Here is a 23180-nt window from a genome sequence, read left to right as displayed (position 1 = left end):
CTTCTCCTTCCTTCCATCCCCCTTTTCCCCCCAGAGATACCGCGGGGGGCGGCCCTCCCAGGCCCACCCACTTTTTTTTTCGAGGCTTGGGAATCGTCTCGCCGCTGCGCGGCATTCATCAAGGTTGGCGCTGCGCGGCATTCACCAGGGACGTCAACAGTTCGATGGAGGCGCCGCCGCTTGCGCTCTGGCCCCGGTCGGCCAGGTAGTCGGCGATGGCGCCCTCCAGGCCGCGGCCGTCGACGTCATAGCCGAGGCCCTGCAGAAAGCGCGAAACCGAGACCTGGGGCTGTTGCCGCACCGGCCCGCCGGTCGCCGGCGCGGTGGCGCGGCCCAGGCGATTGTCGTTGATCGGCGCAGCGGCGGCCTGGGAGAAGGCGCTGCCCTGGGCGGCGGAACGCAGGTAGTAGTCGCCCAGCACGCGAAGCTCGCCGCTGGTCAGCACGAAGGAGGGCAGGGCCAGCTCTGTCGGCGTTGCGCTGCAGACGTTGCCGAGGCCGCCCGCTTGCTCGCCGCAGCCGAAATGCACGCTCAGGGCGTGGGGCCAGTCGGCGCGGTAGCCGGCGCGCAGGTAGGCCGCCTTGCCGCTGTCGGCCGCCGCCTGAAGCCGGCTGTTGTCCCATTCCACGCCCAGCCAGCCGGTGGTTCTGCCGATCGGCTTTTCCAGGGAGACCACGGCCCAGTTGTTGGTCAGGTTGGACAGGTTGGTGCCGCCGGTGGGGCTGAAGCCCGGGGCGGCGGTGAAAGCGGCGACCGGGGAGTTGGCCAGGAAGTTGTCCGACTGGTAGGCCGCGATGAAGTGCAGTTCCAGCGGCCGGTACCAGCGCCCGTTGCGCGCGTCGTAGAGGCAGCGGGCCTGGGTCAGCACCTGCTGCGGGCCGATAAGGACGCCATTGCAGAAGGTGCGCCCGGCGACATTGAGGCGGCCGATGGCGCTCCAGGGGTACTCCTGCGCGTCGACCTGCAGGCGCCCGTCCAGCGCGATGGGGGCACCGGCCGGCGGTGGCGCCGAAGGCGCGACGCCGCCGGGCTCGGGTTCAGGCGGCGGCGGTGGAGCGGCGCAGGCCTGGAGCAGCAGCAGCAGCGCAGTCGCGCAGACGGCCTTCCCGATGGTACCTGCGGAGGCTGCGGTGCGGTCCCGGCCGTGGGGCCGGTCCTGCCTCTTGTTGCTCGGCATGTGCGTCTCCTTCTGTGTCATGGCCATGACATCGGGTCGCAGAGCTGTTGCCGCCAGTTCATCGGCCCGATTACGCTGTGCCAGCAGACTAGCCAGTTCCCTGAGCCTATTCCTAGCATGAAGGTGTGCATTGGGGCATGAAGGGGCCGCAGCCCCTTTTTGAATTCAACTGGAGCGGTCACATGGCGTACTCTGCGCCAGTCGCACGCAAACACCACGAAGGAGATTCCCAATGATGCCGCCGTTAAGCCGTCTCGCCGCCGCCGTAGTGTTGTCGGCCGCGCTGATTTCCGGCGTGGAGACAGGGGCCCAGGCGCAGAGCGGGACCGACACGCAGGCGCGCCCCCGGGTGATCGGCGGGCCGCTGGCGAACGTCAACGTGGTGCAGATGTCCGTCGCGCAACTCAGCCAGCAAAGCCTCGCCTGCGGCTTTGACGAGAACCTGATCATGGAGTCTTTCCAGCAGCCTTTGGCGGAGAAGGGCATCACGGTGCAGCGGGCGGCGCATGTCTGGATCCAGTTGCAGGCAACGACCGTGCGCTACGAAGGCGATGTCTGCATCAGCTACATCGAGGCGCGGGCGATTCAGAACACACGCTATTTCGACCGCAAGACCGAGACGGACCGTAGCGGGCGGGTGCTGCTGTGGAGCGACAGCGGGCTCTTCGTCACCAGCCTCACCAACCACGGCGTCACCACCAACATCGGTTGGCGCGACCTGGCCCGCAGCTTCATGCGCAAGTGGACGATAGATCAGTAGCTGACGGTCAGCAGCAGGTGAGCGGGGGCGAAAATGGGGAGTTCCGCTTCGCGCAGTCAGCCTCTTGCATCGAAACGATTATAGGTATACGAACTAAATATGTGCGGTTCCCGGCGTCGTCTCCGGGCCCCGCCTTAGCAAAGATAATGTGACCCAGTGAGCCCCCGCCGAGACCTCCCCGGCGGGGGCGTTCCCCATTCCGCTCCCGGCGCCCCGGCGCCACAGTCAGGTCGCCGCCCGGGCGCCGCTGGCCGGGTGATATTGGTATTGTTAACAAAACTTCAGGTATAAGCCCTCTAGTGCCTGGTTTCAGAACGTATAGCTCCCAAGGTATCGAGTGATGCAGCGCAGTGATAAAGACAAGCCCGTGGAAACCTCCGCAGGGGGCGAGCCGCAAAAGGCCTACCGCAATCTGGACTTCCTGGAGAGCGCTTCGGCGCGCTCCTTGCGCATCCTCTCCGAGTACGTCGAGCCCAACGCGCGCTTCAAGCACTACAAGATCGACGACACCATCATCTTCTTCGGTTCGGCGCGCATCCTGCCGCGCGACGAGGCGGAACGCCGCCTGGAAGAGGCGCGCTCCAAGGGCGAAGATCTGACCGTGGCGCAGCGAAACCTGGAGATGTCGCGCTACTACGAGGATACCCGCGAGTTGGCGCGGCGCCTGACGGAATGGTCGAAGAGCCTGGCCGATGACGACCGTCGCTTCGTGGTCTGCTCCGGCGGCGGGCCGGGTATCATGGAGGCGGCCAACCGCGGCGCCTCGGAGGCGCGGGGCCTCAACATCGGCCTCAACATCTCCCTGCCCATGGAGCAGATCGACAATCCCTACATCAGCCGCGAGCTGAATTTCGAGTTCCACTACTTCTTCATGCGCAAGTTCTGGTTCGCCTACCTCGCGAAAGCCGTCGTGGTGATGCCCGGCGGCTTCGGCACCCTGGACGAGTTCTTCGAGCTGCTGACGTTGGTGCAGACCGGCAAGATCCGCAAGCAGATGCCCGTGGTGCTCTTCGGCAGCAAGTACTGGTCCGAAGTGGTCAACCTGGAAGCCCTGGAGCGCTACGGCACCATCAACGCCGAGGACCTGGAGCTCTTCTTCCGCACCGACTCGGTGGACGAGGCCTTCGACTTCATCACCGATCAGCTCACCTCCTACGCCCTCGACATCCCGGGCCCGCGACTCTAGCGTTCGGGGCATGGAGCCCGAAAGCTATCTGCTGGCGCAGGCGCGCAACAACGCCTGGGCCAACTACCGCCTTCTTCGAGCCTGCGCCAGCCTGCCGCAGCCGGAGCTCGAGGCGCCGCGCACGGGATTCTTCCCGTCGCTGCTGGCCACGCTCAACCACATCCTCGTCGTCGACTGGTACTACGTCGATGCGTTGGAGGGCGGCACGCTGGGGCTGGCGGCCTTCATTGACGAGGTGCCCTGCAAGACCGCCTCCGACCTGTGCCGCGAACAGGAGTCCGTGGACCGGAGGCTGATCAGGCTCTGCGAAGGGCTGGACGAGGTGGCGCTTGGCGCGACGGTGCGCCTGATCCGCCGGGACGGCGACCGCTTCGAGCGTTGCGACCGGGTGCTGCTGCACCTCTTCGAACACCAGATTCACCACCGTGGGCAGGCGCACGCCATGCTGTCCGGCACCTCGGTCGCGCCGCCGCAGCTCGACGAGTTCTTCCTGGATCAGGATGCCGGGACGCGGTGCGGCGACCTGGAGGCCCTGGGTGGGACCGCGCTGGGCTGGAGCGAGGCGGAGCTGTGGGGCGGCTGGTCCAAACCGGACGCAGGCTAGTTCGCCTTCTTCACCGCTTCGTAGCCGGCCAGCGCGCGGGCGCGGGCGGCCTTGTGGTCGACGATGGGCCGCGGGTAGGTTTCGCCGAGCGTAATCCCGGCATTTTTCAGTTCCTCTTCCGAAGCTTCCCAAGGCTTGTGCAGCAGGTTGTCGGGCAGCTCTGATATCTCCGGAACCCAGTGGCGGATGTAGTCGCCTTTGGGATCGAACTTCTCGCCCTGGGTGACGGGGTTGAAGATGCGGAAGTAGGGGGCGGCGTCGGCGCCGCAGCCCGCGACCCACTGCCAGCCTGCCGCGTTGTTGGCCAGGTCGGCGTCCACCAGGGTGTCCCAGAACCAGGCCTCGCCGCGCTGCCAGGGGATCAGCAGGTCCTTGATGAGGAAGGAGGCGGTGATCATGCGCACCCGGTTGTGCATCCAGCCGGTTTCCCAGAGCTGGCGCAGGCCCGCATCGACGATGGGATAACCGGTGCGCCCGCGGCACCAGGCTTCAAAAGCGACATCGTCGTCGCGCCAGGGAAAGGCGTCGAACTCGCGCCGCCAGGACTGCTCGGGGAAGTCCGGCCAGTGAAACAGCAGATTGTGCGAGAAGTCGCGCCAGCCGAGTTGGCGCAGGAAGGCCATGGCGGCGCTGTCCTGCAATTCGCCCGCGTCGACGGCGTGGCGCGTCGCCTGCCAGATCTGCCGCGGGGAGATTTCGCCCCAGTGCAGGTGCGGGGAGAGGCGGGAGGTGCCGGGCAGGTCCGGGCGGTCGCGCTCGCCCTTGTAGGCGCCGGCCGCGCCCTCGAGGAATTCCACCAGCCGTTCCACGGCGCCGGCCTCGCCCGGTTTCCAGGCGCGCTTGAGGCCGCCGGCCCAGTCCGGTTTGGTCGGCAGCAGGTTCCAATCATCCAAGTTGTCGCCATCGAGGCCGTCGAGGCCGCGCAGCTTTTCCGGCTTCGCCCGCGCCGCGCGCGGTGCGCCGGCGGCGAGCAGCGCCTTCCAGAAGGGCGTGAAGACCTTATAGGGCTGTCCCTGGCCGGTGGTCAGCTCCCAGGGTTCCACCAACAGGTTGCCATTGAAGCTTCTGACCTCGAGGCCCTGTCCGGTCAGGGCGGCCTTTAAGGCTTTGTCGCGGGCGACGGCGTAGGGCTCGCAGCAGCGGTTCCAGAACACCGCGCCGGCGCCGGTCTCCGCCACCAGCTCCGGCACGACCTCGGCGGCCTTGCCGCGGCGCAGGCAGAGCGGCGCGCCGAGTTTTGTCAGGTCGGCGGCGAGGGCGGCAAGGGAGTGATGCAGCCACCAGCGCGCCGCGCCGCCCGGTGTCCAGGCGCCGGGGGTATCGTCATCGAGGATGTAGAGCGGCAGGATCGGCGCGCCGCGCTCGACCGCGGCGGCGAGCGCCGGATTGTCGGCCAGGCGCAGATCCTGACGGAACCAGACGATGACGGGAGAAGCGTCGGGCATGGCGCGGGTCTGTGGCCTTTCCTCAATCGGGTCTGCGCCCGCGAAGCGGCGGAGAAAACGAGCGCATTAGAACGTTTATACGCAGCACCCGGCAAGTCCGATCACCGGAAGCAGATAAATTTTTCTTTTTTCTCTCAATGGCTTGACGGAGTTCTTGCGGACCATAGATCGGCGTTCGAGCGGACGGCCGAGGCGGCATTGCAGCTGCTTCCGCTGCGTCCGACAGACCCCATGACCTAGGAGGCATCCCGTCATGAACTCACTTTCCCGCGCTCTCTTTGCTGCCGCCGTGGCTGCGCCGCTGGCACTTTCCGCCGTCGCCGCCAAGGCTGCCGACATTGTCGATACCGCCGTTTCCGCCGGCCAGTTCGAGACCCTGGTCGCCGCGGTGAAGGCCGCCGGTCTGGTCGACACCCTGAAAGGCGACGGGCCCTACACCGTCTTCGCGCCGACCGACGAAGCCTTCGCGAAGCTGCCTGCCGGCACGGTCGAGAATCTGCTGAAGCCGGAGAACAAGGACCAGCTGGTGGCGGTGCTCACCTACCACGTGGTGCCGGGCAAGGTGATGTCGTCCGACCTTCTGAACAAGCAGGTGAAGGCCGACACGGTCCAGGGCAGCAAGCTCAGCATCAACGCCCTGAACGGCGGCGTCTCCGTCGATAACGCCAAGGTCGTCAAGGCCGACATCGAGACCTCGAACGGGGTGATCCATGTGATCGACACCGTCGTACTTCCCCAATAAGTACCTGAGCAAGAGCCTTTGATGTGTTGCTGACGCAGCGGCGGCTCCCTTTCCCCCCTCCGCCGCTGCGACCTCCCGCGGCCGCCCCGAATCCTTCGCGGGCGGCCGCCTCTTTTTGCCTCCGGCTTTTCAGACCAACGCCTGCCTGGGGAAGGCGAAGAGGCCGCTGCGGTTGTTAAGCAGACAGAAGCGTCCGCAGAAACTCGTCAAATAAGTCGACACACGTCAGGTTTTGGCCCACGTGGATGAACGGTACTGAGCCATCTGCTTTCTCGAAGGCCCGCTTTAGTTCAGACTGGACCATGTCGCAATCTGTTCCTGACAGCCCCTTTCCGGTTGCGAGAATGCGTCGGGCCGACGTTTCAGTGCCTGGGTTTAGAAGCTCCATGTTTTGGTCATGAAATGCGAATCCGAGAAACGCGACCTGGTCGGCTTTGGTGATTGCTTCGTGGGCGGCTCCGAGAGAATCTTCATCATCGACTTGCTCAGTGAACGTCTTAATCTGAGACGATATCGTCAAGAGGTCCGACCCACCGCAGGAAGCACCGAAAGGGACCGGTGAGAGTTCATTTTGCCATGGCAAGCGGCCTACCTGTCCGTAAGGGTGATAGATTCTTAGCGAGTTGACTAACTCGGCTGCCTCTTCTGCCGCAACGCCATAGAAATTCTGCAAAGAGTGGTACAGAAAATGTTCAATGCATCGGTCGTAGTTGAAGGTTACGAAAGCAACTTGGTCAAAAATCGATGGTAGTTGATCCTTTGAGCAGCCAGTGGTGAGGGCTTGAAAGAACCTCGATAGCCATGTCTTCTCGACGCTTTTAAAGTCGAAATGATCCTTCCTCATCCTCTGGTCGACATACAACAAACTTGCTTTCTCTGCGTTCAGAATAGTGTGAGAAATTGCTAGCTTGCCGCACAGCTCAATCGCTTCATTTCCGCTATGGGCGTCGATAAAGGTATCAATGGAGGATGCTTGTGGCATTGCATCACGAATGCGCCAACCAGCATGTAGATAGTGGTTTACATCAACCCAACTAGGCGTGGTGTTTCTGACAAAGTTTGCATGGACGCGAAGCGCATCCATGATTTCGGGCGAGCCGGTTTCTTGGTGGTCACGTCCAAACTTGATGTCGATCGCGTCCGCTATTCTTGATTTCAATTGGCTGCCCAGCGGTAACTTCACCTCGCTACTTGCGCCAGCGCCTACAACAAAGACCGTGTCGGCTTTAAACATTGCGTGGTTCCATAGAGTTGAAGCTGGTCGTGGCAATAGTGCTCGTCTTCAGACCAACGCCTGCCTGGGGAAGGCGAAGAGGCCGCTGCGGCCCAGCAGCGTCGCCTGGAAGCCCTTGCGGAAGAGGCCCGAGATCGCCGGGTCGAGGACATTGAGGCCCCCGGTGAAGGCGCCGAAGGCGGGCAGGATGAGCCGCCGGCCGTCGGTGACGAAACAGGGGGCGGAGACCCGCTTGCCGCGCACCCTGACCGCCGCCTTGGGATGGAAGTGGCCGGAGACCTCGCCGCCGCGCGCGGCCGGGTCCGCCTCGTGGCGGAAGGTGAGGGCGCCTTCGGTGATTTCTTCAGCTATGCCGCCGCCCAGTTCCGCCGGCGGCGCGGGATCGTGGTTGCCGGCGGTCCAGGTCCACTCCAACCGGGCGGTCAGCCCCTTGAGGCGCTCGCCCTGGACCGGGTCGAGGCGTCCGGCGGCCTCGCCGTCGTGGAAGGAGTCGCCCAGGCAGATCAGGCGCTCGACCTCGTGGCGGGTGATGACCGCCTCCAGCTTGTCCAGGGTCGCCGCCGTATCGTAGGGCGGCAGGAACTGGCCGCGCGCGGCGAAGGCGGTGCTCTTCTCGAAGTGCAGGTCGGCGACCACGGCGAGACGCCGGGCCGGCCAGATCAGCGCGCCGGAGAGATCGGCCTGCAGCTCGACGCCGTTGACCACCAGCCGGCCCGCCTTATGAAGGGTTTCACTCATAGGGGCAGCTCCGCCTGGCCGATGCCGATCTCCATGCCGCCGGTGGCCTCGTCGATGAGGGCCTGGGCGCCTTCGTCCAGCAGTTCGTCCAGGCCCGCGCCGTAGACCTGCTCCTTGCCGATCTCCAGCAGCACCGGCACCGCCAGGGGCGAGATCTTTTCCAGGCGGCGGGTGCGGATGCGGCCCTTCACCCGCTTCAGCATGGCGGCCAGGCGGCCGATGTCGGTGAGCCCGCCCGCGGCGTCGGCTTGGGTCGCCTGCAGCAGGATGTGGTCGGGCTCGTGCTTCCTCAGCACGTCGTAGATCAGGTCGGCGTTGAAGGTCACCTGGCGGCCCGACTTCTCCTGGCCGGGCGAGCGCGCCTCGATCAGGCCGGCGATGACCGCCACGTTGCGGAAGGTCCGCCGCAGCATGGAGGACTCGGCCATCCATTCCTCCAGGTCGTCGCCCAGCATGTCCTCGTCGAAGAGGGCATCCATGTCGTCGGCCGGCTTCAGACTCCACACGGCGATGACGTAGTCGGTGGCGACGAAGCCCAGGGGGGAGAGCCCCGCCCGCTCCATGCGCCGGGTCAGCAGCATGCCGAGGGTCTGGTGGGCGTTCCTGCCCTCGAAGCAGTAGGCGACCAGGAACTCCTTCTCGCCGCGCGGAAAGCATTCCACCAGCAGGCCGTCGGCGGGGGGAAGCTGGGAGCGCCAGCGCTGGATGCGCAGCCACTCGCCGACGGCCGGCGGCAGGTCGTGGCCGCCCTCCGGGTCTGCCAGGATGCCGCCCCCCCGCTCGGCCGGGGGGGTGGAGAGCGGCGGGCGGCCGCCGGCGTAGGCGGGCACCTTGGGATCGCCGCCGGCGGCGCGGCTCGCCACCGCGGTGTTCTCGCGCAGGCCTTCGAAGCACAGCAGCTGGCCGGCGAAGATGAAGCTGTCGCCCGGCAGCAGGCCGTTGACGAAGTGCTCCTCCACCTCGCCCAAGACACGCCCGTTCCTCAGACGCACCTTTAAGAGCGGCGTCTCAACAATGGTGCCGACGTTCATGCGGTAGCGGTGCACGTGGTCGTTGTTGGTAACCCGGTAAAAGCCTTCCTTATCAAGGCTCAAGCGGCGGTAGCGCTGATAGCTCTTAAGCGCGTAGCCGCCTGTCGCCACGAAATCCAGCGTGCGGTCGAAAGTCTTTCGATCCAAAGGCTTATAGGGGAATGCTGAGGTGACTTCCCGGTAGAGCTGCTCGGCGTCGAAGGGCCCGGCGCAGGCCGTGCCGAGGATGTGTTGAGACAGTACATCAAGTCCGCCGGGCCGCGGCGGGTCGCCGTCCAGGGAGCGGGCGCGCACGGCCTCCAGGGCGGCGCGGCACTCCAGGACCTCGAAGCGGTTGGCGGGCACCAGCAGGGCACGGCTCGGCTGGTCGAGCCGGTGGTTGGCGCGGCCGATCCTTTGCAGCAGCCGGGCCGAGCCCTTGGGCGCGCCGACTTGCACCACCAGGTCGACGGCGGCCCAGTCGATGCCGAGGTCGAGGGAGGAGGTGGCGACCACGGCGCGCAGCTTGCCCGCGGCCATGGCGGCCTCCACCTTGCGGCGCTGCTCGACCGCCAGGCTGCCGTGGTGCAGGGCGATGGGCAGGCCGTCCTCGTTCATGTGCCAGAGCTCCTGGAACACGATCTCCGCCTGGGCGCGGGTGTTGACGAAGACCAGGGTGGTGCCCGCCCGGCGAATGCGCTGGTAGACCTCTTCCAGGGCGTGGACCGCCATGTGGCCGGACCAGGGCAGGTACTCCTTGGTGGTGAGGATCTCCACCTCCGCCTCGGCGCCGTCGCGGCCGATCACCCGGCGCACGCCGGATGGTTCGGCGGTCGGGGCCAGCCAAGCGGCCAGCCAGTCCGGGTCGTGCACCGTGGCGGAGAGGCCGACCCGGCGCAGGCCGGGGGAGAGGCTCTGCAGGCGGGCGAGGCCGAGAGCCAGCAGGTCGCCGCGCTTGGTCCCGGCGAAGGCGTGCAGCTCGTCGATCACCACGCATTTCAGCCCGGCGAAGACCTGGGGCGCGTCGTAGTAGCTGAGCAGCAGGGCCAGGGACTCCGGCGTGGTCATGAGGATGCCCGGCGGACGGCGGCGCTGACGCTGGCGCTTGGACTGCGGGGTGTCGCCGGTGCGGGTCTCGCAGGCGATCTCCAGGCCCATCTCCTCGATCGGCTGGGTGAGGTTGCGGTGGATGTCCACCGCCAGGGCCTTCAAGGGCGAGATGTAGAGGGTGTGCAGCCCGGCCTGTCGTGATTCAGGCGGCTGCGCGGCCAGATCGACCAGGGAGGGCAGGAAGCCCGCCAGGGTCTTGCCGCCGCCGGTCGGCGCGATCAGCAGCGCCGAGTCCCCGGCCTCGGCCGCGCGCAGCATCTCCAACTGGTGCGGATGCGGCGCCCAGCCGCGCGCCCGGAACCATTCCGCGAAGATCGGCGGCAAGGCATCCAGGTTGGTCTCGGACAGAAGGGCGGGCTGGCTCACAGCGCCCAAGATAAACCGGCGACCGGGGCGGGTGAAGGGCGATGATGCCGTTTTGTTCTCTTTTGCCGATTCCCCGGTCGTCATGCTCGGGCTTGACCCGAGCATCCATGGATCAGCCGACGCGCATCGGCGGAATGGACCCTCGGGTCAAGCCCGAGGGTGACGGGAGGAGAGACGGTGCGGGCAATGCGAGGTCTGCGCGACGCCAACCCCGCTCCACCTTGTTGAACCTACTCCGGCGGCGCCGGCTCGGTGGCGGGGACGCCTGTCTCCTCGGCCGGGCTGCGCTGGGGGGTGGCGTCTTCCGGCGCCACGAGCTGGAAGTTCTGCGCAAGGTAGAGCGTCAGGTAGGCGATGCAGATGGTCCAGAGGGCATAGAGGCCAAGGAGGGTCGCCAGGAAGGGGGTAGACTCAGAATCAAAGCGCTCCGTCACCGTGTAGGTTGCGCCGATCAAAAAAGACGAGGTCACCAGGCTGATCTGAATGAAATTCCGGCCGCTCTGGCGCGCATCGTAGTTGTGGTAGATGAAGATGTAGAGCAGGAACACGACAATCTGCAGCAGGGAGACAAGATAGCCGGACCAGAAGAACCAGCGGTTCACCAGTTCCCCCTGGTCGTCGAAGGACTCAACGCGCAATCCGGTGAAGGCGAGGCATAGAATGGCGCTGGAGATGCCGAAGCTGCGGGCGAACCGCAGTTGGTTGTTGTACTCCTCCGAGGTGAACTCAGGCCGGCTTCTCAATGACAGGACCGTCGACACCAGCAGGGTCAAATAGATCGGCAGGAAGATGATCAGCCAGTTCGTCTCGTTGATATTGCGGGCCAGGACCAGACCGACCGTGCCGAAGGAAATCACCGCATAGTAAGGCGATTTGGTGGGACTGAAGTAGGAAAATACCGTCGTGACAATCGGCAACGCGGATATTGACATCAGCTCCTCCCGACGAACTATCTCTGGAGGCTGCCAGCGAAGAATATTTCTTCAGCATTCGTTGTCAGCTTGGAAATTTGCACTCAATATTGGCATCTTCACTAGGGGTACGGCCAGTTTTTTTCGGCATAGCGTCCGGATTACATGACGTCCGCCGGAATCCAAGACAAGGTACAGGCGCGGGCGCTAAGCTCGCCGCGCTGGTTGGGGCCGAGCGATGAATCGGAGACAGTTATGACGGGCAGCAAGGTGCGCGCCGCCGATCTGGTGGCGCGGCGGCTCAACGAAGCGGGCTGCCGCTACGCCTTCGGCATTCCGGGCGGCGAGGTGCTGACCCTGGTGGACGCGCTTGAGGCGGCGGGCATCAAGTTCATCCTGGCCAAGCACGAGAACGCCGCCGGCTTCATGGCCGAGGGGGTGTGGCAGCGCACGGGCGCGCCGGGCATCCTGGTGGCGACCGTGGGGCCGGGGGTGGTCAACGGCGTGAACGTCGTCGCCAATGCCGAGCAGGATCGGGTGCCGCTCATCGTGCTGACCGGCTGCGTCGACGAGACCGCGGCCCTGACCTACACCCACCAGATCCTCGACCACCGGCAGGTCCTCCGCCCCGTAACCAAGGCCTCCTTCCGCCTGACCGCCGAGGGGGCCGACATTGTCGCCGACAAGGCCGTCGCCATCGCCACCGACCCCCGCGCCGGGCCGGTGCACATCGACGTGCCCATCGCCGTGGCCGAGCAGACGGTGGTGCCGGAACTGCTGCGCCGCCGCCCGCCGGCCGCCCCCGCGGCCCCGGCGCCGGGGCACGACCTGGACCGGGCGCGGCTCTGGCTGGAGGACGCCAAGCGCCCGGTGATGATCGTCGGCCTCGATGCGCTGGCCGACGACGCCGGCGAGGCGATCCTCGCCTTCTGCGAGATCTTCTCCCTGCCCTTCGTCACCACCTACAAGGCCAAGGGCATCGTCTCGGAAGAGCATCCGCTCTGCCTCGGCGCGGCGGGGTTGTCGCCCAAGGCCGACGCCCTGCTGCTGCCCTTCGTGCAGCAGGCCGACCTCATCCTCTGCCTCGGCTACGATCCCATCGAGATGCGCGCCGGCTGGTGCGAACCCTGGGACCCGGAGGCGGTGCACGTCATCGACATCGCCGCCGAGCCCAACCGCCATTACGTGCACCAGGCGGGGATCAACTTCGTCGCCCATTGCGGCAAGGCCCTGGACGTGCTGGGCCACGGCGCGGCGCCGCAGGCGACCTGGGAGGTGGGCGAGGTCGAGGTGCTGAAGGGCGCGCTCGCCGAGGCCTTCCCGCGCGACGAGGCCTGGGGGCCGGCCGCCGTCATCGACACCTGCCGCCGGGTGTTGCCCAAGGAGACGGTGGCGACCTGCGACACCGGCGCCCACCGCATCCTGCTGGCGCAGATGTGGCGGACCTACGAGCCGCGCACGCTGCTGCAGTCGACGGGGCTCTGCACCATGGGCTGCGCCCTGCCGCTGGCGATCGGCGCGCAGCTCGCCGAGCCGGAGCGCCCGGTGGTCGCCTTCACCGGCGACGCCGGGCTGCTGATGGTGGCGGGCGAGCTGTCGACGGCGGCGGAGCTCGCCTCGCGCGTCGTCGTGGTGGTCTTCGTCGATTCCAGCCTGGCGCTCATCGAACTGAAGCAGCGCCAGCGCCAGATGGCCAACGCCGGGGTCGACTTCGGCAGCCACGACTTCGCCGCCATCGGCCGCGCCTTCGGCGGCCTGGGTCATACGGTGACGAGCCGCGCCGAGCTGGAAGAGGCCCTGGATGACGCTCTCAACGCCGAGACCTTCACCGTCATCGCCGCGATGATCGACCGCCAGGGCTATGACGGACGGTTTTGAGACGCCGGGCGGGAGAGAAATCATGTCCCTCAAAGAGAAACTGGCGCTCGTCGGGTGGCTCGATCCGCGAAAAGACGCCGACTATCAGAAGTTGGCCGCGCTCGTCCGCGACGAGGAAGCCGAGATCCGCTACGAGGCAATCGAGCGCATTGGCGCCAACCGCTCCCGGGAGACGACAGACCTTTTGCTCGAGGCTCTCGACGACCCGGACGAACTCGTGCGCGCCCAGTGTCTCGACGAGCTTAGCTATCGGAATGACCTCTCCACCGACGACGCCGGCAGGATCAGGCCGTTCCTGGACGACGAGAGCGAGCTGGTCCGCCGGTCTGCTGCTTGGGCTCTGGCGGCGGCCCGGGATTCTTCTGTCATTCCGCTGCTGAAGGACAGGCTGACGCAGGTATCGACGGCCGAGCAGGGTTCCTACTGCTTCGCTCTGACGATTCTCGGCGAGGCGGCCTACCTGGACAGAGCGATCACGCTCTTGCAGGCAGATTGCTATCAGACGCGCTGCTCCGTCGCCAACGGCTTTGCCGACGTTATCGACGATACGAACCGGGAGCCCATTGTCGCCGCTCTCGAGCAGGCATGGCAGACGGAGACAAGCCGCGCAGTCTGGACGACCATTGAGCGCGTCATGCAGGAGATCGGCGCCTGGAAGGAGAGTCCGGACCGCGAAGGCTGGGAGTTGATCCCAAACATTTCGCTCGGCCCTTTCGTTTTCGGCACGGAGATTGACGAATACGTCGACAGGTTTGCTGCGCGGTTCAAGGAGGATCCGGAAGCGGGTCCGGAAGAATGGCAAACGTTTTCACTGCCGCATTCCGATGACTATCTCTCCGTAGAGGAGGGGGTGCTGGTGTGCGTGACCGGGTACAAGGGCGTCATTTACAAGGGAGTTGACCTGGTGGGGTTGACGCTGGCCGAGCTGGAGAAGCTGCTGGGCTGTCCGCCCGACGACATCGGGCCGACGGTGGAGTACGAGAACGGCGAGGTTCAGACAGCGTACGACTTCGACGACTTCGGGCTCGGCGTATGGACCGCCGATGACAAGGTGGTGAGTGTTTCCTGTCTGGACTACCGGGAGGACACCGAATGATCGGCCGGCGGTTTTAAGGCAGACTTCGCGCGATGAGGGTGTGGAGCAGCCGCCGGCGCCCCATTTTACGCTCGCAGGTGAGGGAATCAGCGCTTCTTCCGATCAGCGACCGTTCGTGCTAGCGTTTTCCTCTGCCGGGTGGGGCATCCGGCAGGGGGGCGGGGGTATAGTCAGGTCAGCGACTTGCGGGGAAATGCGCCATGACAACGATAAAGCAGGTGCTCGATAACAAGGGGCACGACGTCCTGACCGTCCGGCCGGACGATACCGTGCTGAAGGCACTCCAACTGATGGCGAGCAAAAACGTCGGCGCCGTGATCGTGACGGAGAACGATGCAGCGGTCGGCATCTTCACCGAGCGGGACTACGCGCGGAACGTCATCCTGAAGGGGCGGTCTTCCTCCAACACCCCGATCCGCGACATCATGGTTCCCGACGTCATCTTCGTGACGCCGCAGCAGACGGTGGACCAGTGCATGGCCATCATGTCCGAGAAGCGTTTCCGGCACCTGCCGGTCATGCAGGAGGGCAAGCTCGTCGGCATCATCTCCATCGGCGACCTGGTGAAGACCATCATCGACGAGCAGAAATTCACCATCGAGCAGCTCCAGGGCTACATCGGCGGCAACGCCTGAGGCTTCGCCCGGCGGGCTGCCGGCCTAGCCGGGAGAGGCGGCCGCTGTCACTGCCTCGCAGTCGCGCCACAGCGCGGCGATGTCGGCGCGGGCGGGGCAGGTGACCTTGTCGGTCATCATGTTGAAGTGCCTGCCGGAGATGCGGTCCATCCAGTTGCCCGCAAGTCCCGAGAAGCCGAGACGCGGCGAGACATCGGGCAGTTCCAGCAGGTAGGCGATCTGCCAGTCGCTGCTGCCGCCCTCGTAGACGCCGATGGCGTCGACGCCGTCGTGGATCCAACCGAGGGAGGCCCGGTCCTTGCCGTGCAGCCGGGGCGCGGCCTCCAGCGGCGCCAGAGGCGACTCGCCGAGCAGCAGCAGGCTGTGGCGGATCGCCTTGGGCGAAAGGGGATCGCGCGGGTGGATCGGCTCCCAGTGGGAGGCACTCAGCATGTTGGCGGCGACGATGGGCGAGAGTTCCCGCATTGGACGGACGTCGGCCAGGGTGGTGACGCCCTCGCCGCGGATGGCGAAGCTGGGGATCCAGCCGTTCAGTCCCGCGGGCCTGGTGTCGACGCGCCAGCCGAGCCGCTGGAAGAAGCAGGCCCAGGTCGCTTCCAGGCGATAGGGGGAGGGGCGGCCGTCCATGCTGGGCCAGGGGGCGCTGTCCATTGCGGCGGAACTCTCGGAAGGGTGCCGCCCTAATCTAGCCGCCAGCGGTGAAGGATTTCTTTATTGGCGTAGGATCCCGCGCCTCAGGCGGTTTCCGGCAGCAGTTCCTGGACCACCTCGAAACCCTCGAATTCGGGATGGGAGAGGTAGAGCCCGCTGTTGTCGCCGGCGTTGCGGTGCGCCAGGCGGAAGGCTTCCGACTTGGTCCAGGCCTCGAAGGCGCTCTGCGAGGCCCAGACCGTGTGGGAGGAATAGAGCGTATGGTCGTCGCGCTTCGGCCCCTTCAGCAGGCTGAAGGCGCGGAACCCGGGCACCTCGTTCAGGTGCGTGTCGCGGCTCTTCCAGACCTCCTCGAAGGCGGTCTCCTGGCCATGCTTCACTTTGAAGCGGTTCATGGCGATGAACATGGGGCCTCCCTTTTGACGCGGCATCTCGACGACTTCCGGGCCGCATGATGGCCGGCCGTTATTGCGAATGCAAGTCATTTGCGATTCAGTCCACCAGAAACAGCCTTGGCCGGAACCCGGTGGGGCGCAGCTTATTTGGTGCCGCGCAGGGTCAGTTGCCGGACGGCGTAGTCGCCGCCGCGGTTGGCGAGCAGGATGGAGGTGAAGGCGTCGTTGAAGCTGCGGTCGCTGGCCGAGAACAACTCCTGCTCGCCGATGGCGGCGGACATCTGGCCGCCGGCGCGGCGGGCGAGGGTGAACTCCAGCGGCTGGTCGTCGACGATGGCCGTGTTGTAGTCGGCGCTTTCGACGACCCGTTCCGTGCCGCGTTGGGAGACGGCGTAGAGCGTGACCACGGCGCTCCTGTCCGCCTTGGGCGTCAGCACCAGGCGGTAGCCGGAGTTGCCGGTCTGGAGGACGCCCATCTCAAAGGCACCGTTGGTGTCGCCGGCCATGGCGCGGGTGGTGATCTGGGCCGTCATCCGAAAGGCATTGCTGACCGGCAGCTCGGCGATCGCCAGCGCCGGCGTCGAGGGGTCGACCGTCTGGCTGCCTTGCGAGTTCTTGCCGCCCAGGGCCTTGCCCAGCAGGCCGCCGACGATCTCGCCGACCAGCTCTTCGTCGCTCATCTTCTTGTTCTGGCCGGACTTGGCCTCGACGCGCGAGCGCAGGCCGCGTGACCAGTCCATCTTCATCTCGCCCTTGCGGATCTCCCAGGGCGCCTTGGGCTGCGAGCTTTTGGAATCAAAGCGGTGATCGAGCAGCACCACGGGCCAGGTCTGGCCGTAGCGGTCGGCGAGCGCGCGCAGGTCCTGCAGGAACCAGGGGTCGGCCAGGTTCTGGGCCTCGCCCTTGTCGATCAGGGTGTCGAGCTCCTCGAGCAGGCTCTTGAGCTTTTCTTCGTCAGTCTGGGCTTGGGCGGTCTGGACCGCCAGCGGTGTGGTGAGCAGCAGGAACAGCGCCGCGCCGCTGGCCGCTGCCTTCAGAGTCCCTCGCATTGTCTCTTTCTCCCTGTGACGAACCCTGTCTGCTTTCACATTTCTTTTTCGGGCATTGTTCCACAGACATCGCCGGAGCGGAAGACGCGGACAGGAATTTACGCCGCGCCGAAGGCGGCCGTCAGGGCCTCAAGCCGCGCCTGCAGGGCCTCTGCCCCGTAAGGCGCCGGCGGCTGGGCGCCCCAGACCGGGCCGGGCCAGGCCGGGTCGTCCCTGAAGCGGGCGATGACGTGGATATGCAGCTGCGGCACCATGTTCCCCAGCGCGCCGAGGTTGATCTTGTCGGGCCGGAAGGCGGCCTCCAGCGCCCGCGAGGCGTCGCAGATCTCGTCGGCCAGCTGCGGCATGTCGCCGGCGTCGACCTGGTGGAACTCGGTGAGCCCCGGCCGGCGCGGCACCAGGATCAGCCAGGGATAGCTGGCGTCGTTCATCAGCAGTACCCGGCAGAGCGGCCAGTCGGCCAGGGTGACGCAGTCCGCCGCCAGGCGCTCGTGCAGGGAAAAATTCTCGCTCATCGATTGGCCGCCCCCAAGGTGCGAATGGCGCTGGGAAAGCCGCCAAGGTAGCCGAGCGCCGCGGCCCTGGCGAGCCGTCGCCGGGTGGGCCGGGAAAAAGACCAAACTGCGGCATTTTTCCGCAGCGCACCATCTTCCTCTTGCCCTGGAGAATACAACCATTATATAGGCCTACGAGCCGCGTTGGCGGTGAAGGTGAGCGCCTGCGGGACCCTGGGAAACCTGGCCCCTGCAGGGGCTTTTTTTGCTACTTGCCGCAGGCGAAGGCAAAGAGTGGAAGGAGCGCGGTTCATGACCCCGGATGGTAACAGCGTAGAAGCACCCGTTCTGCCGAAGACAGTCACCGCGGAGACGGTGGTCGACGTGCGTCACTGGACGGACGAGCTATTTTCCTTCCGCCTGACCCGCCCGGCCAGCTTCCGCTTCCGCTCCGGCGAGTTCGTCATGCTGGGCCTCATGGGCGAGGGCAAGCCTCTGCTGCGCGCCTACTCCATCGCCAGCCCGTCCTGGGACGACGGCCTCGACTTCTTCTCCATCAAGGTGCCCGACGGGCCGCTGACCTCGCGGCTGCAGCACATCAAGGAAGGCGACACCATCCTGCTGGGCAAGAAGCCCACGGGCACCCTGGTGCTCGATGCGTTGAAGCCCGGCAAGCGCCTCTACATGCTGTCGACCGGCACCGGCATCGCGCCCTTCGCCAGCCTGATCCGCGAGCCGGACGCCTACGAGAAGTTCGACCAGATCATTCTGACCCACACCTGCCGCCACGTTGTCGACCTTGGCTACGGCAGACAGCTCGTCGACTCAGTCGAGCAGGATCCGCTCGTCGGCGAACTGGTCGGTGGCAAGCTGACCTACTACGCGACCACCACCCGCGAGGACTTTCCCACCAAGGGCCGCATCACCGACCTTATCGAGAACGGCCGCATCTTCGCCGATCTCGGCATCGCGCCGCTGAATCCCGAGGAAGACCGCGTGATGATCTGCGGTTCCATGGCGATGCTGCAGGACACCAAGTCGATCGTCGAAGACCTCGGCTTCGAGGAGGGCTCCAACGCCAAGCCCGGCGACTTCGTGGTCGAAAAGGCCTTCGTGGACTAGGGGTCCCTTTCCAGGCACCGCAGTCGCGCCGCGTCCCCCTCACCCGGCCGCGTCCCGACGCGCTCGGCGCCGCGGCCAAGCGCCTGCCTCCCGCAAGAAAGAGGCAGGGGGTGACGGGGTTTGCGTCTCTGCGCGCTTACATTTCCGTCAGGATCATGCGCATGGCCTCGGCCAGGGTGGCTTCGGAGGCGCGGTGATCGCCGGCGTTATGCTGGGCCATGCCCTCTTCCTTGAGCGCCGTGATCTCGGCCTTCTGGGCCTCGCTCAGGTTGGTGGCCTTGGCCAGCGCCGCCTCAATGGCGGCGGCGTCCTTGGGGCAGTGGGCGGCCAGCGCCGGCGCGGCCGTGAAAGCCAGGAAAGCGGCGGCCAAAGCTGTTTTCTTGATCATGACTGAAACCCCTCTGTTGGTTGCTTATAGGACTAACTACGCGGTTCGCGCCGCTGGGGTTTCAGCCTTGGAAGGGATTTCCGCCAGAGGCGGCGGCGCGCCGGCCCGGCGGGCGGGGGCTCAGCGGTCCGGCGGGCGGGGGCTCAGCGGCCCGGCGGGCGGAGGCTCACCGGTCCGGCCGCTTGAAGCGCTTGTGCGGGATGAGGGCCACCGGCGCGATCTCTACCAGCAGTTCCGGGATGACCAGGCCGGAGACCTGGATGAGGATGCTGGCCGGCGCGCCGGGCGTCTTGAAGTGTTGCCGCCGCACGTCCTGGATGTCCGGCAGGTGGGCGCGGTCGAGGAAGTAGATGGTCATGGAGACGATATCCTCCAGCGTGCCGCCGGCCGCTTCCAGGATGACGCGGGTATTCTCGATGGACTTGTGCATCTGCGCGGCCACATCGCCGGGGCCGACGACATTGCTGTCCGCGTCCCAGGCCACCTGCCCGGTGATGTAGAGCGTCACGCCCTCGCCGGCGATGACGCCTTGCGAAAAGGCACGCCCCTGCGGCCCCCAGATGCCGGGGGGATTGAAGCCGTAGGCCATGGGGATGCTCCTCAAAGTAAAACGAGGTCACCCTCGGGCTTGACCCGAGGGTCCATTTCTCCGCAGCACGGTCCCAACCAAGGATTTCCATGGATGCTCGGGTCAAGCCCGAGCATGACAGAGACAATAACCGTCAATTCCAGATGACAACCTGTCCAGTCGGGGTATTGAGTTGCATGGCTTCGGGACCATGCCAACATTCGTCCCTGAGGCAAACAGAGAGTTCCAGGTCACCCCCGAAGCACAATACTACTTCATCTTCAGCTTCTACGATGCGGTCGACTGTCTTGGACTGCAGATCGTGGAGTCTGCGGCCCTCTGGCTTGATCGCAAAATCGTTATAGATGCTGAGCCCGTAGTCGTTCGAAAAGGCCAACTGGATGTAGTCATGGAGCTCGACTACTTCGGTGACGGCGGCTGCCCTCAACATCTGCAGATGGCTTCCCATGTCATCAGCTCCTGAGCTACCGCTGCTGCGTATCCCAGTGCGGGGCGATCCACACCGGGGCCTCGGAGGCGGGCAGGGGCTCGCGGCCGCGGATGGTGTCGGCCAGTTTTTCCGCCAGCATGATCGTCGGGGCGTTCAAATTGCCGCTGACGATCGACGGCATGACCGAGGCGTCGACGACACGCAGCGCCTCCAGACCGTGCACCTTGCCCGCGCCGTCGACCACCGCCATGGTGTCGTTGCCCATCCTGCAGGAGCATGACGGGTGGTAGGCGCTCTCCACGTGCTCGCGCACGAAGGCGTCGATCTCTTCGTCGCTCTGCACGTCCGGGCCCGGCGCCAGCTCGGGCCCGCGGAAGGGATCGAAGGCCTTCTGGGCGAAGACCTCGCGGGTCAGGCGCACCGAGGCGCGGAACTCCTGGCGGTCGGCTTCCTGGCTCATGTAGTTGAAGAGGATGCGCGGCGCTTCCTTCGGGTCCGCCGACTTCAGGGTGACCTCGCCGCGGCTTTGCGAGCGCATGGGGCCGACGTGGGCCTGGAAGCCGTGGGTGCCCGCAGGGTTGGTGCCGTCGTAATTCATGGCGATGGGCAGGAAGTGGTACTGCAGGTCCGGGTGCTCGACGCCGGCCCTGGAACGAATGAAGCCGCCGGCCTCGAACTGGCTGGAGGCGCCGATGCCCTTCTTGAAGAACAGCCAGTCGAAGCCGATCTTCGCCTGGTTCCAGGGCTTCAGGGCCGAATAGAGGGTGATCGGCTGGGTGCAGGCGTGCTGCACGTAGATCTCCAGGTGGTCCTGCAGGTTCTTGCCGACGCCCGGCAGGTCGTGCCGGACGTCGATACCCAGCGCCTTCAGCTCGTCGGCCGGCCCGACGCCGGAGAGCAGCAGCACCTGCGGCGAGTTGATGGCGCCGCCGGAGAGGATCACCTCGCGCTGGGCCCGCACCTCCACGCGCTCGTGGCCCTTGGCCAGCTCCACGCCGACGGCGCGGCCGTTCTCGATCAGCACGCGCGTCGTCAGCGCGCGGGTCCAGACGGTGAGGTTGGGCCGGGTCATGGCCGGCTTCAGGTAGGCGACGGCGGCGCTCCAGCGGCGGCCCTTGTGGACGGTCATGTCCATGTGGGCGAAGCCTTCCTGCTGGAAGCCGTTCATGTCCTGGGTGACCGGATAGCCGGCCTGGCGGCCCGCCTCGATCCAGGCCTGGAACAGGGGGTTTTTGCAGGGACCGGCGGAGACGTTCAGCGGGCCGTCGCCGCCGCGGTAGTCGTCGGGCCCGCGCTCGTAGGTCTCGGCCTTGCGGAAGTAGGGCAGCACGTGGCTGTAGTCCCAGCCCTGAAGGCCGCCCTGCGCCCAGCGGTCGTAATCGCGGGCGTGGCCGCGCACGTAGGCCATGCCGTTGATGGAGGAGGAGCCGCCGATGACCCGCCCGCGCGGGCAGTACATGCGCCGGTTGTTCAGGTGCGGCTCCGGCTCCGAGTTGTAAAACCAGTTGTACTTGTCGTTGGCCAGCGGCTTGGCCAGCGCGGCGGGCATATGGATGAAGATCGAGTTGTCGCGACCGCCGGCCTCCAGCAGCAGCACGGAGACGTCGGCGTCCTCGGTCAGGCGGCTGGCCAGCACGCAGCCGGCGGAGCCGGCGCCGACGATGACGTAGTCGAAGCTTTGGGTCTCGGGCATGGCAGACGGAACTCTAGTAGGGCGAGTCGACGCCGTTCATGGCGACGTAGACGCTTTTGACCTGGGTGTAGTGCTCGATGGCGGCGCGGCCGTTCTCGCGGCCGATGCCGGAGAGCTTCACGCCGCCGAAGGGCATTTCGATGGGCGTGATGTTGTAGGTGTTGATCCAGCAGGTGCCGGCCTCCAGCCGCGCGACGACGCGGTGGCCGCGGGCCAGGTCCCTGGTGAAGACGCCGGCGGCAAGGCCGTAGGGCGTGGCGTTGGCCCTTGCGACGGCCTCGTCCTCCTCCTTGAAGGCCAGCACGGTCATGACCGGGCCGAAGATCTCCTCGCGCACCACCGCCATGTCGTCGTGGCAGGCGGTGAAGACGGTCGGCTCCACGAAGTTTCCCTTGGCAAGAACGGGATCGTCGGGACGGCCGCCGCCGACGGCGACCTCCGCGCCCTCGGAGCGGCCGAGGTCGATGTAGTTCAGCACCTTCTCGCAGTGCTCGGCAGAGATGAGCGCGCCGACCTGGGTCGCCGGGTCCATGGGGTCGCCGATCTTCAGGGCCCTGGTCTTCTCCACCAGGCGCTTCAGGAAGGACTCGTAGATGCCTTCCTGCACGAAGACGCGGGTGCCGTTGGAGCAGATTTCGCCCTGGGTATAGAAGTTGGCGAGCAGGGCGCCGTTCACCGCGTTCTCCACCTCGGCGTCGTCGAAGACCAGCAGCGGCGACTTGCCGCCCAGCTCCAGGGTCACGTGCTTCAGGCTCTGGGCCGCGTCGGCCATGACCTTCTTGCCGGTGCCGACCTCGCCGGTCAGCGACACCTTGGCGATGCCGGGATGGCGGGTCAGCGCCTGGCCGGTGGCGGCGAAGCCCTGCACCACGTTGAAGACGCCGTCGGGCAGGCCGGCCTCGGTGTAGATCTCGGCCAGCTTCAGCGCGGTCAGCGGGGTCAGCTCCGCCGGCTTGAAGATCATCGCGTTGCCGCAGGCCAGTGCCGGGGCCGACTTCCAGCAGGCGATCTGAATCGGATAGTTCCAGGCGCCGATGCCCGCGCAGACGCCGAGCGGCTCGCGGCGGGTATAGAAGAAGTCGCCGCCCAGGTCCGTGTGCTCGCCGTGCAGGCTGGCGGCGAGGCCGGCGTAGTATTCGATGCAGTCGGCGCCGGAGATCACATCCACCACCTCGGCTTCCTGAATCGGCTTGCCGGCGTCCAGCACCTCCAGCTCCGCCAGCTCGCGGTTGCGCGCGCGCAGGATACGCTGGGCCTCGTGCAGCACGCGCCCGCGCGCGGTGCCGCTCATGGCCGACCAGACGGCGAAGCCCTCGCGCGCCGAGGCGACCGCGGCCTCGACGTCTTCGGCCTCGGCCTGCTGCACGCGGCAGATCACCTCGCCGGTCGCCGGGTTCACGGTCTCGAAGCTTTGGCCGCTGATCGCGGCGCGGTAGCCGCCGTGGATATAGAGCTGTTGTTCGGGCAGGGTCACGAT

At 66.2% G+C, this 23180-nt stretch carries 23 protein-coding genes; 8 read left to right on the top strand and 15 right to left on the bottom strand.

The genetic code is table 11. From position 1 onward, the window contains the following. Positions 1 to 118: 118 nt before the first annotated feature. On the bottom strand, positions 119 to 1177 hold the full coding sequence (locus tag H7X47_RS08605) for a trypsin-like serine peptidase (protein WP_193368250.1): 1059 nt from the start codon (positions 1175 to 1177) through the stop codon (positions 119 to 121). 232 nt (positions 1178 to 1409) lie between these two features. Between H7X47_RS08605 and H7X47_RS08600 the strand changes: the two genes are divergently transcribed. The 3 genes from H7X47_RS08600 to H7X47_RS08590 all read left to right on the top strand — a co-directional run bounded on the left by H7X47_RS08600 (position 1410) and on the right by H7X47_RS08590 (position 3727). Then, complete coding sequence (locus H7X47_RS08600; RefSeq protein ID WP_193368249.1) at positions 1410 to 1937, top strand: hypothetical protein; 528 nt, start codon at positions 1410 to 1412, stop codon at positions 1935 to 1937. Between the two features lie 340 nt (positions 1938 to 2277). Next, positions 2278 to 3123, top strand: coding sequence for an LOG family protein (locus tag H7X47_RS08595; protein ID WP_193368248.1), 846 nt, complete (start codon positions 2278 to 2280; stop codon positions 3121 to 3123). A gap of 10 nt (positions 3124 to 3133) precedes the next feature. Then, a complete protein-coding gene (locus tag H7X47_RS08590; RefSeq protein WP_193368247.1) occupies positions 3134 to 3727 on the top strand; it encodes a DinB family protein in 594 nt (197 codons plus the stop codon). On the opposite strand, the gene H7X47_RS08585 is transcribed toward H7X47_RS08590, so the two are convergent. Next, complete coding sequence (locus tag H7X47_RS08585; protein ID WP_193368246.1) at positions 3724 to 5172, bottom strand: cryptochrome/photolyase family protein; 1449 nt, start codon at positions 5170 to 5172, stop codon at positions 3724 to 3726. The genes H7X47_RS08590 and H7X47_RS08585 overlap by 4 nt on opposite strands. Before the next feature lie 253 nt (positions 5173 to 5425). On the opposite strand from H7X47_RS08585, the gene H7X47_RS08580 reads away from it, so the two are divergent. Continuing rightward, positions 5426 to 5914 (top strand): fasciclin domain-containing protein, encoded by a 489-nt coding sequence (locus tag H7X47_RS08580; RefSeq protein WP_193368245.1) that lies wholly within the window; start codon positions 5426 to 5428, stop codon positions 5912 to 5914. A gap of 175 nt (positions 5915 to 6089) precedes the next feature. Here the strand turns inward: H7X47_RS08580 and H7X47_RS08575 are convergent, their stop codons facing one another. From H7X47_RS08575 to H7X47_RS08560, 4 genes are all read right to left on the bottom strand, one after another. Beyond that, positions 6090 to 7148, bottom strand: a complete 1059-nt coding sequence (locus H7X47_RS08575) for a hypothetical protein (RefSeq protein ID WP_193368244.1) — start codon at positions 7146 to 7148, stop codon at positions 6090 to 6092. A 48-nt stretch (positions 7149 to 7196) separates the two neighbouring features. Continuing rightward, positions 7197 to 7886: a ligase-associated DNA damage response endonuclease PdeM gene (gene pdeM / locus H7X47_RS08570; protein WP_193368243.1), complete on the bottom strand. Its 690-nt coding sequence runs from the start codon at positions 7884 to 7886 to the stop codon at positions 7197 to 7199. Then, a complete protein-coding gene (locus H7X47_RS08565) occupies positions 7883 to 10372 on the bottom strand; it encodes a ligase-associated DNA damage response DEXH box helicase (RefSeq protein ID WP_319633565.1) in 2490 nt (829 codons plus the stop codon). The genes pdeM and H7X47_RS08565 overlap by 4 nt, the downstream gene beginning before the upstream one ends. 230 nt (positions 10373 to 10602) lie before the next feature. Beyond that, complete coding sequence (locus H7X47_RS08560; protein WP_193368241.1) at positions 10603 to 11304, bottom strand: hypothetical protein; 702 nt, start codon at positions 11302 to 11304, stop codon at positions 10603 to 10605. Between the two features lie 234 nt (positions 11305 to 11538). On the opposite strand from H7X47_RS08560, the gene H7X47_RS08555 reads away from it, so the two are divergent. From H7X47_RS08555 to H7X47_RS08545, 3 genes are all read left to right on the top strand, one after another. Next, entirely contained in the window at positions 11539 to 13161 is a 1623-nt protein-coding gene (locus H7X47_RS08555; RefSeq protein ID WP_193368240.1) for a thiamine pyrophosphate-binding protein, read from the top strand. Between the two features lie 22 nt (positions 13162 to 13183). Further along, positions 13184 to 14257 (top strand): HEAT repeat domain-containing protein, encoded by a 1074-nt coding sequence (locus H7X47_RS08550; protein ID WP_193368239.1) that lies wholly within the window; start codon positions 13184 to 13186, stop codon positions 14255 to 14257. A 200-nt stretch (positions 14258 to 14457) separates the two neighbouring features. Next, positions 14458 to 14892, top strand: a complete 435-nt coding sequence (locus H7X47_RS08545) for a CBS domain-containing protein (protein ID WP_193368238.1) — start codon at positions 14458 to 14460, stop codon at positions 14890 to 14892. A gap of 24 nt (positions 14893 to 14916) precedes the next feature. On the opposite strand, the gene H7X47_RS08540 is transcribed toward H7X47_RS08545, so the two are convergent. The 4 genes from H7X47_RS08540 to H7X47_RS08525 all read right to left on the bottom strand — a co-directional run bounded on the left by H7X47_RS08540 (position 14917) and on the right by H7X47_RS08525 (position 17502). Next, positions 14917 to 15543, bottom strand: coding sequence for a hypothetical protein (locus tag H7X47_RS08540; RefSeq protein ID WP_193368237.1), 627 nt, complete (start codon positions 15541 to 15543; stop codon positions 14917 to 14919). 83 nt (positions 15544 to 15626) lie between these two features. Further along, complete coding sequence (gene hmuQ / locus H7X47_RS08535) at positions 15627 to 15950, bottom strand: heme-degrading protein HmuQ (RefSeq protein ID WP_193368236.1); 324 nt, start codon at positions 15948 to 15950, stop codon at positions 15627 to 15629. 131 nt (positions 15951 to 16081) lie between these two features. Beyond that, the gene (locus H7X47_RS08530) at positions 16082 to 16987 is read right to left on the bottom strand and encodes a hypothetical protein (RefSeq protein ID WP_193368235.1); all 906 of its coding nucleotides are present in this window, start codon (positions 16985 to 16987) and stop codon (positions 16082 to 16084) included. A gap of 98 nt (positions 16988 to 17085) precedes the next feature. Further along, entirely contained in the window at positions 17086 to 17502 is a 417-nt protein-coding gene (locus H7X47_RS08525; protein ID WP_193368234.1) for an HIT domain-containing protein, read from the bottom strand. A 291-nt stretch (positions 17503 to 17793) separates the two neighbouring features. On the opposite strand from H7X47_RS08525, the gene H7X47_RS08520 reads away from it, so the two are divergent. Next, positions 17794 to 18603, top strand: a complete 810-nt coding sequence (locus H7X47_RS08520; RefSeq protein WP_193368233.1) for a ferredoxin--NADP reductase — start codon at positions 17794 to 17796, stop codon at positions 18601 to 18603. 136 nt (positions 18604 to 18739) lie between these two features. Here the strand turns inward: H7X47_RS08520 and H7X47_RS08515 are convergent, their stop codons facing one another. The 5 genes from H7X47_RS08515 to betB form a co-directional block, all read right to left on the bottom strand. After that, complete coding sequence (locus H7X47_RS08515; protein ID WP_193368232.1) at positions 18740 to 18991, bottom strand: PA2433 domain-containing protein; 252 nt, start codon at positions 18989 to 18991, stop codon at positions 18740 to 18742. 166 nt (positions 18992 to 19157) lie between these two features. Then, positions 19158 to 19580, bottom strand: coding sequence for a RidA family protein (locus H7X47_RS08510; protein WP_193368231.1), 423 nt, complete (start codon positions 19578 to 19580; stop codon positions 19158 to 19160). Between the two features lie 133 nt (positions 19581 to 19713). After that, positions 19714 to 20028, bottom strand: a complete 315-nt coding sequence (locus H7X47_RS08505) for a hypothetical protein (RefSeq protein ID WP_193368230.1) — start codon at positions 20026 to 20028, stop codon at positions 19714 to 19716. A 16-nt stretch (positions 20029 to 20044) separates the two neighbouring features. Further along, entirely contained in the window at positions 20045 to 21703 is a 1659-nt protein-coding gene (gene betA, locus H7X47_RS08500) for a choline dehydrogenase (RefSeq protein ID WP_193368229.1), read from the bottom strand. Positions 21704 to 21716: 13 nt separating this feature from the next. After that, the gene (betB, locus tag H7X47_RS08495; protein ID WP_319633564.1) at positions 21717 to 23177 is read right to left on the bottom strand and encodes a betaine-aldehyde dehydrogenase; all 1461 of its coding nucleotides are present in this window, start codon (positions 23175 to 23177) and stop codon (positions 21717 to 21719) included. Positions 23178 to 23180: the final 3 nt, after the last annotated feature.

It is taken from the genome of Pelagibius marinus (genome assembly GCF_014925385.1).
Lineage (GTDB): Bacteria > Pseudomonadota > Alphaproteobacteria > Kiloniellales > Kiloniellaceae > Pelagibius > Pelagibius marinus.
Note: the sequence above shows the minus strand (reverse complement) of the source record. Positions and strands in the feature narration are given on the sequence as shown.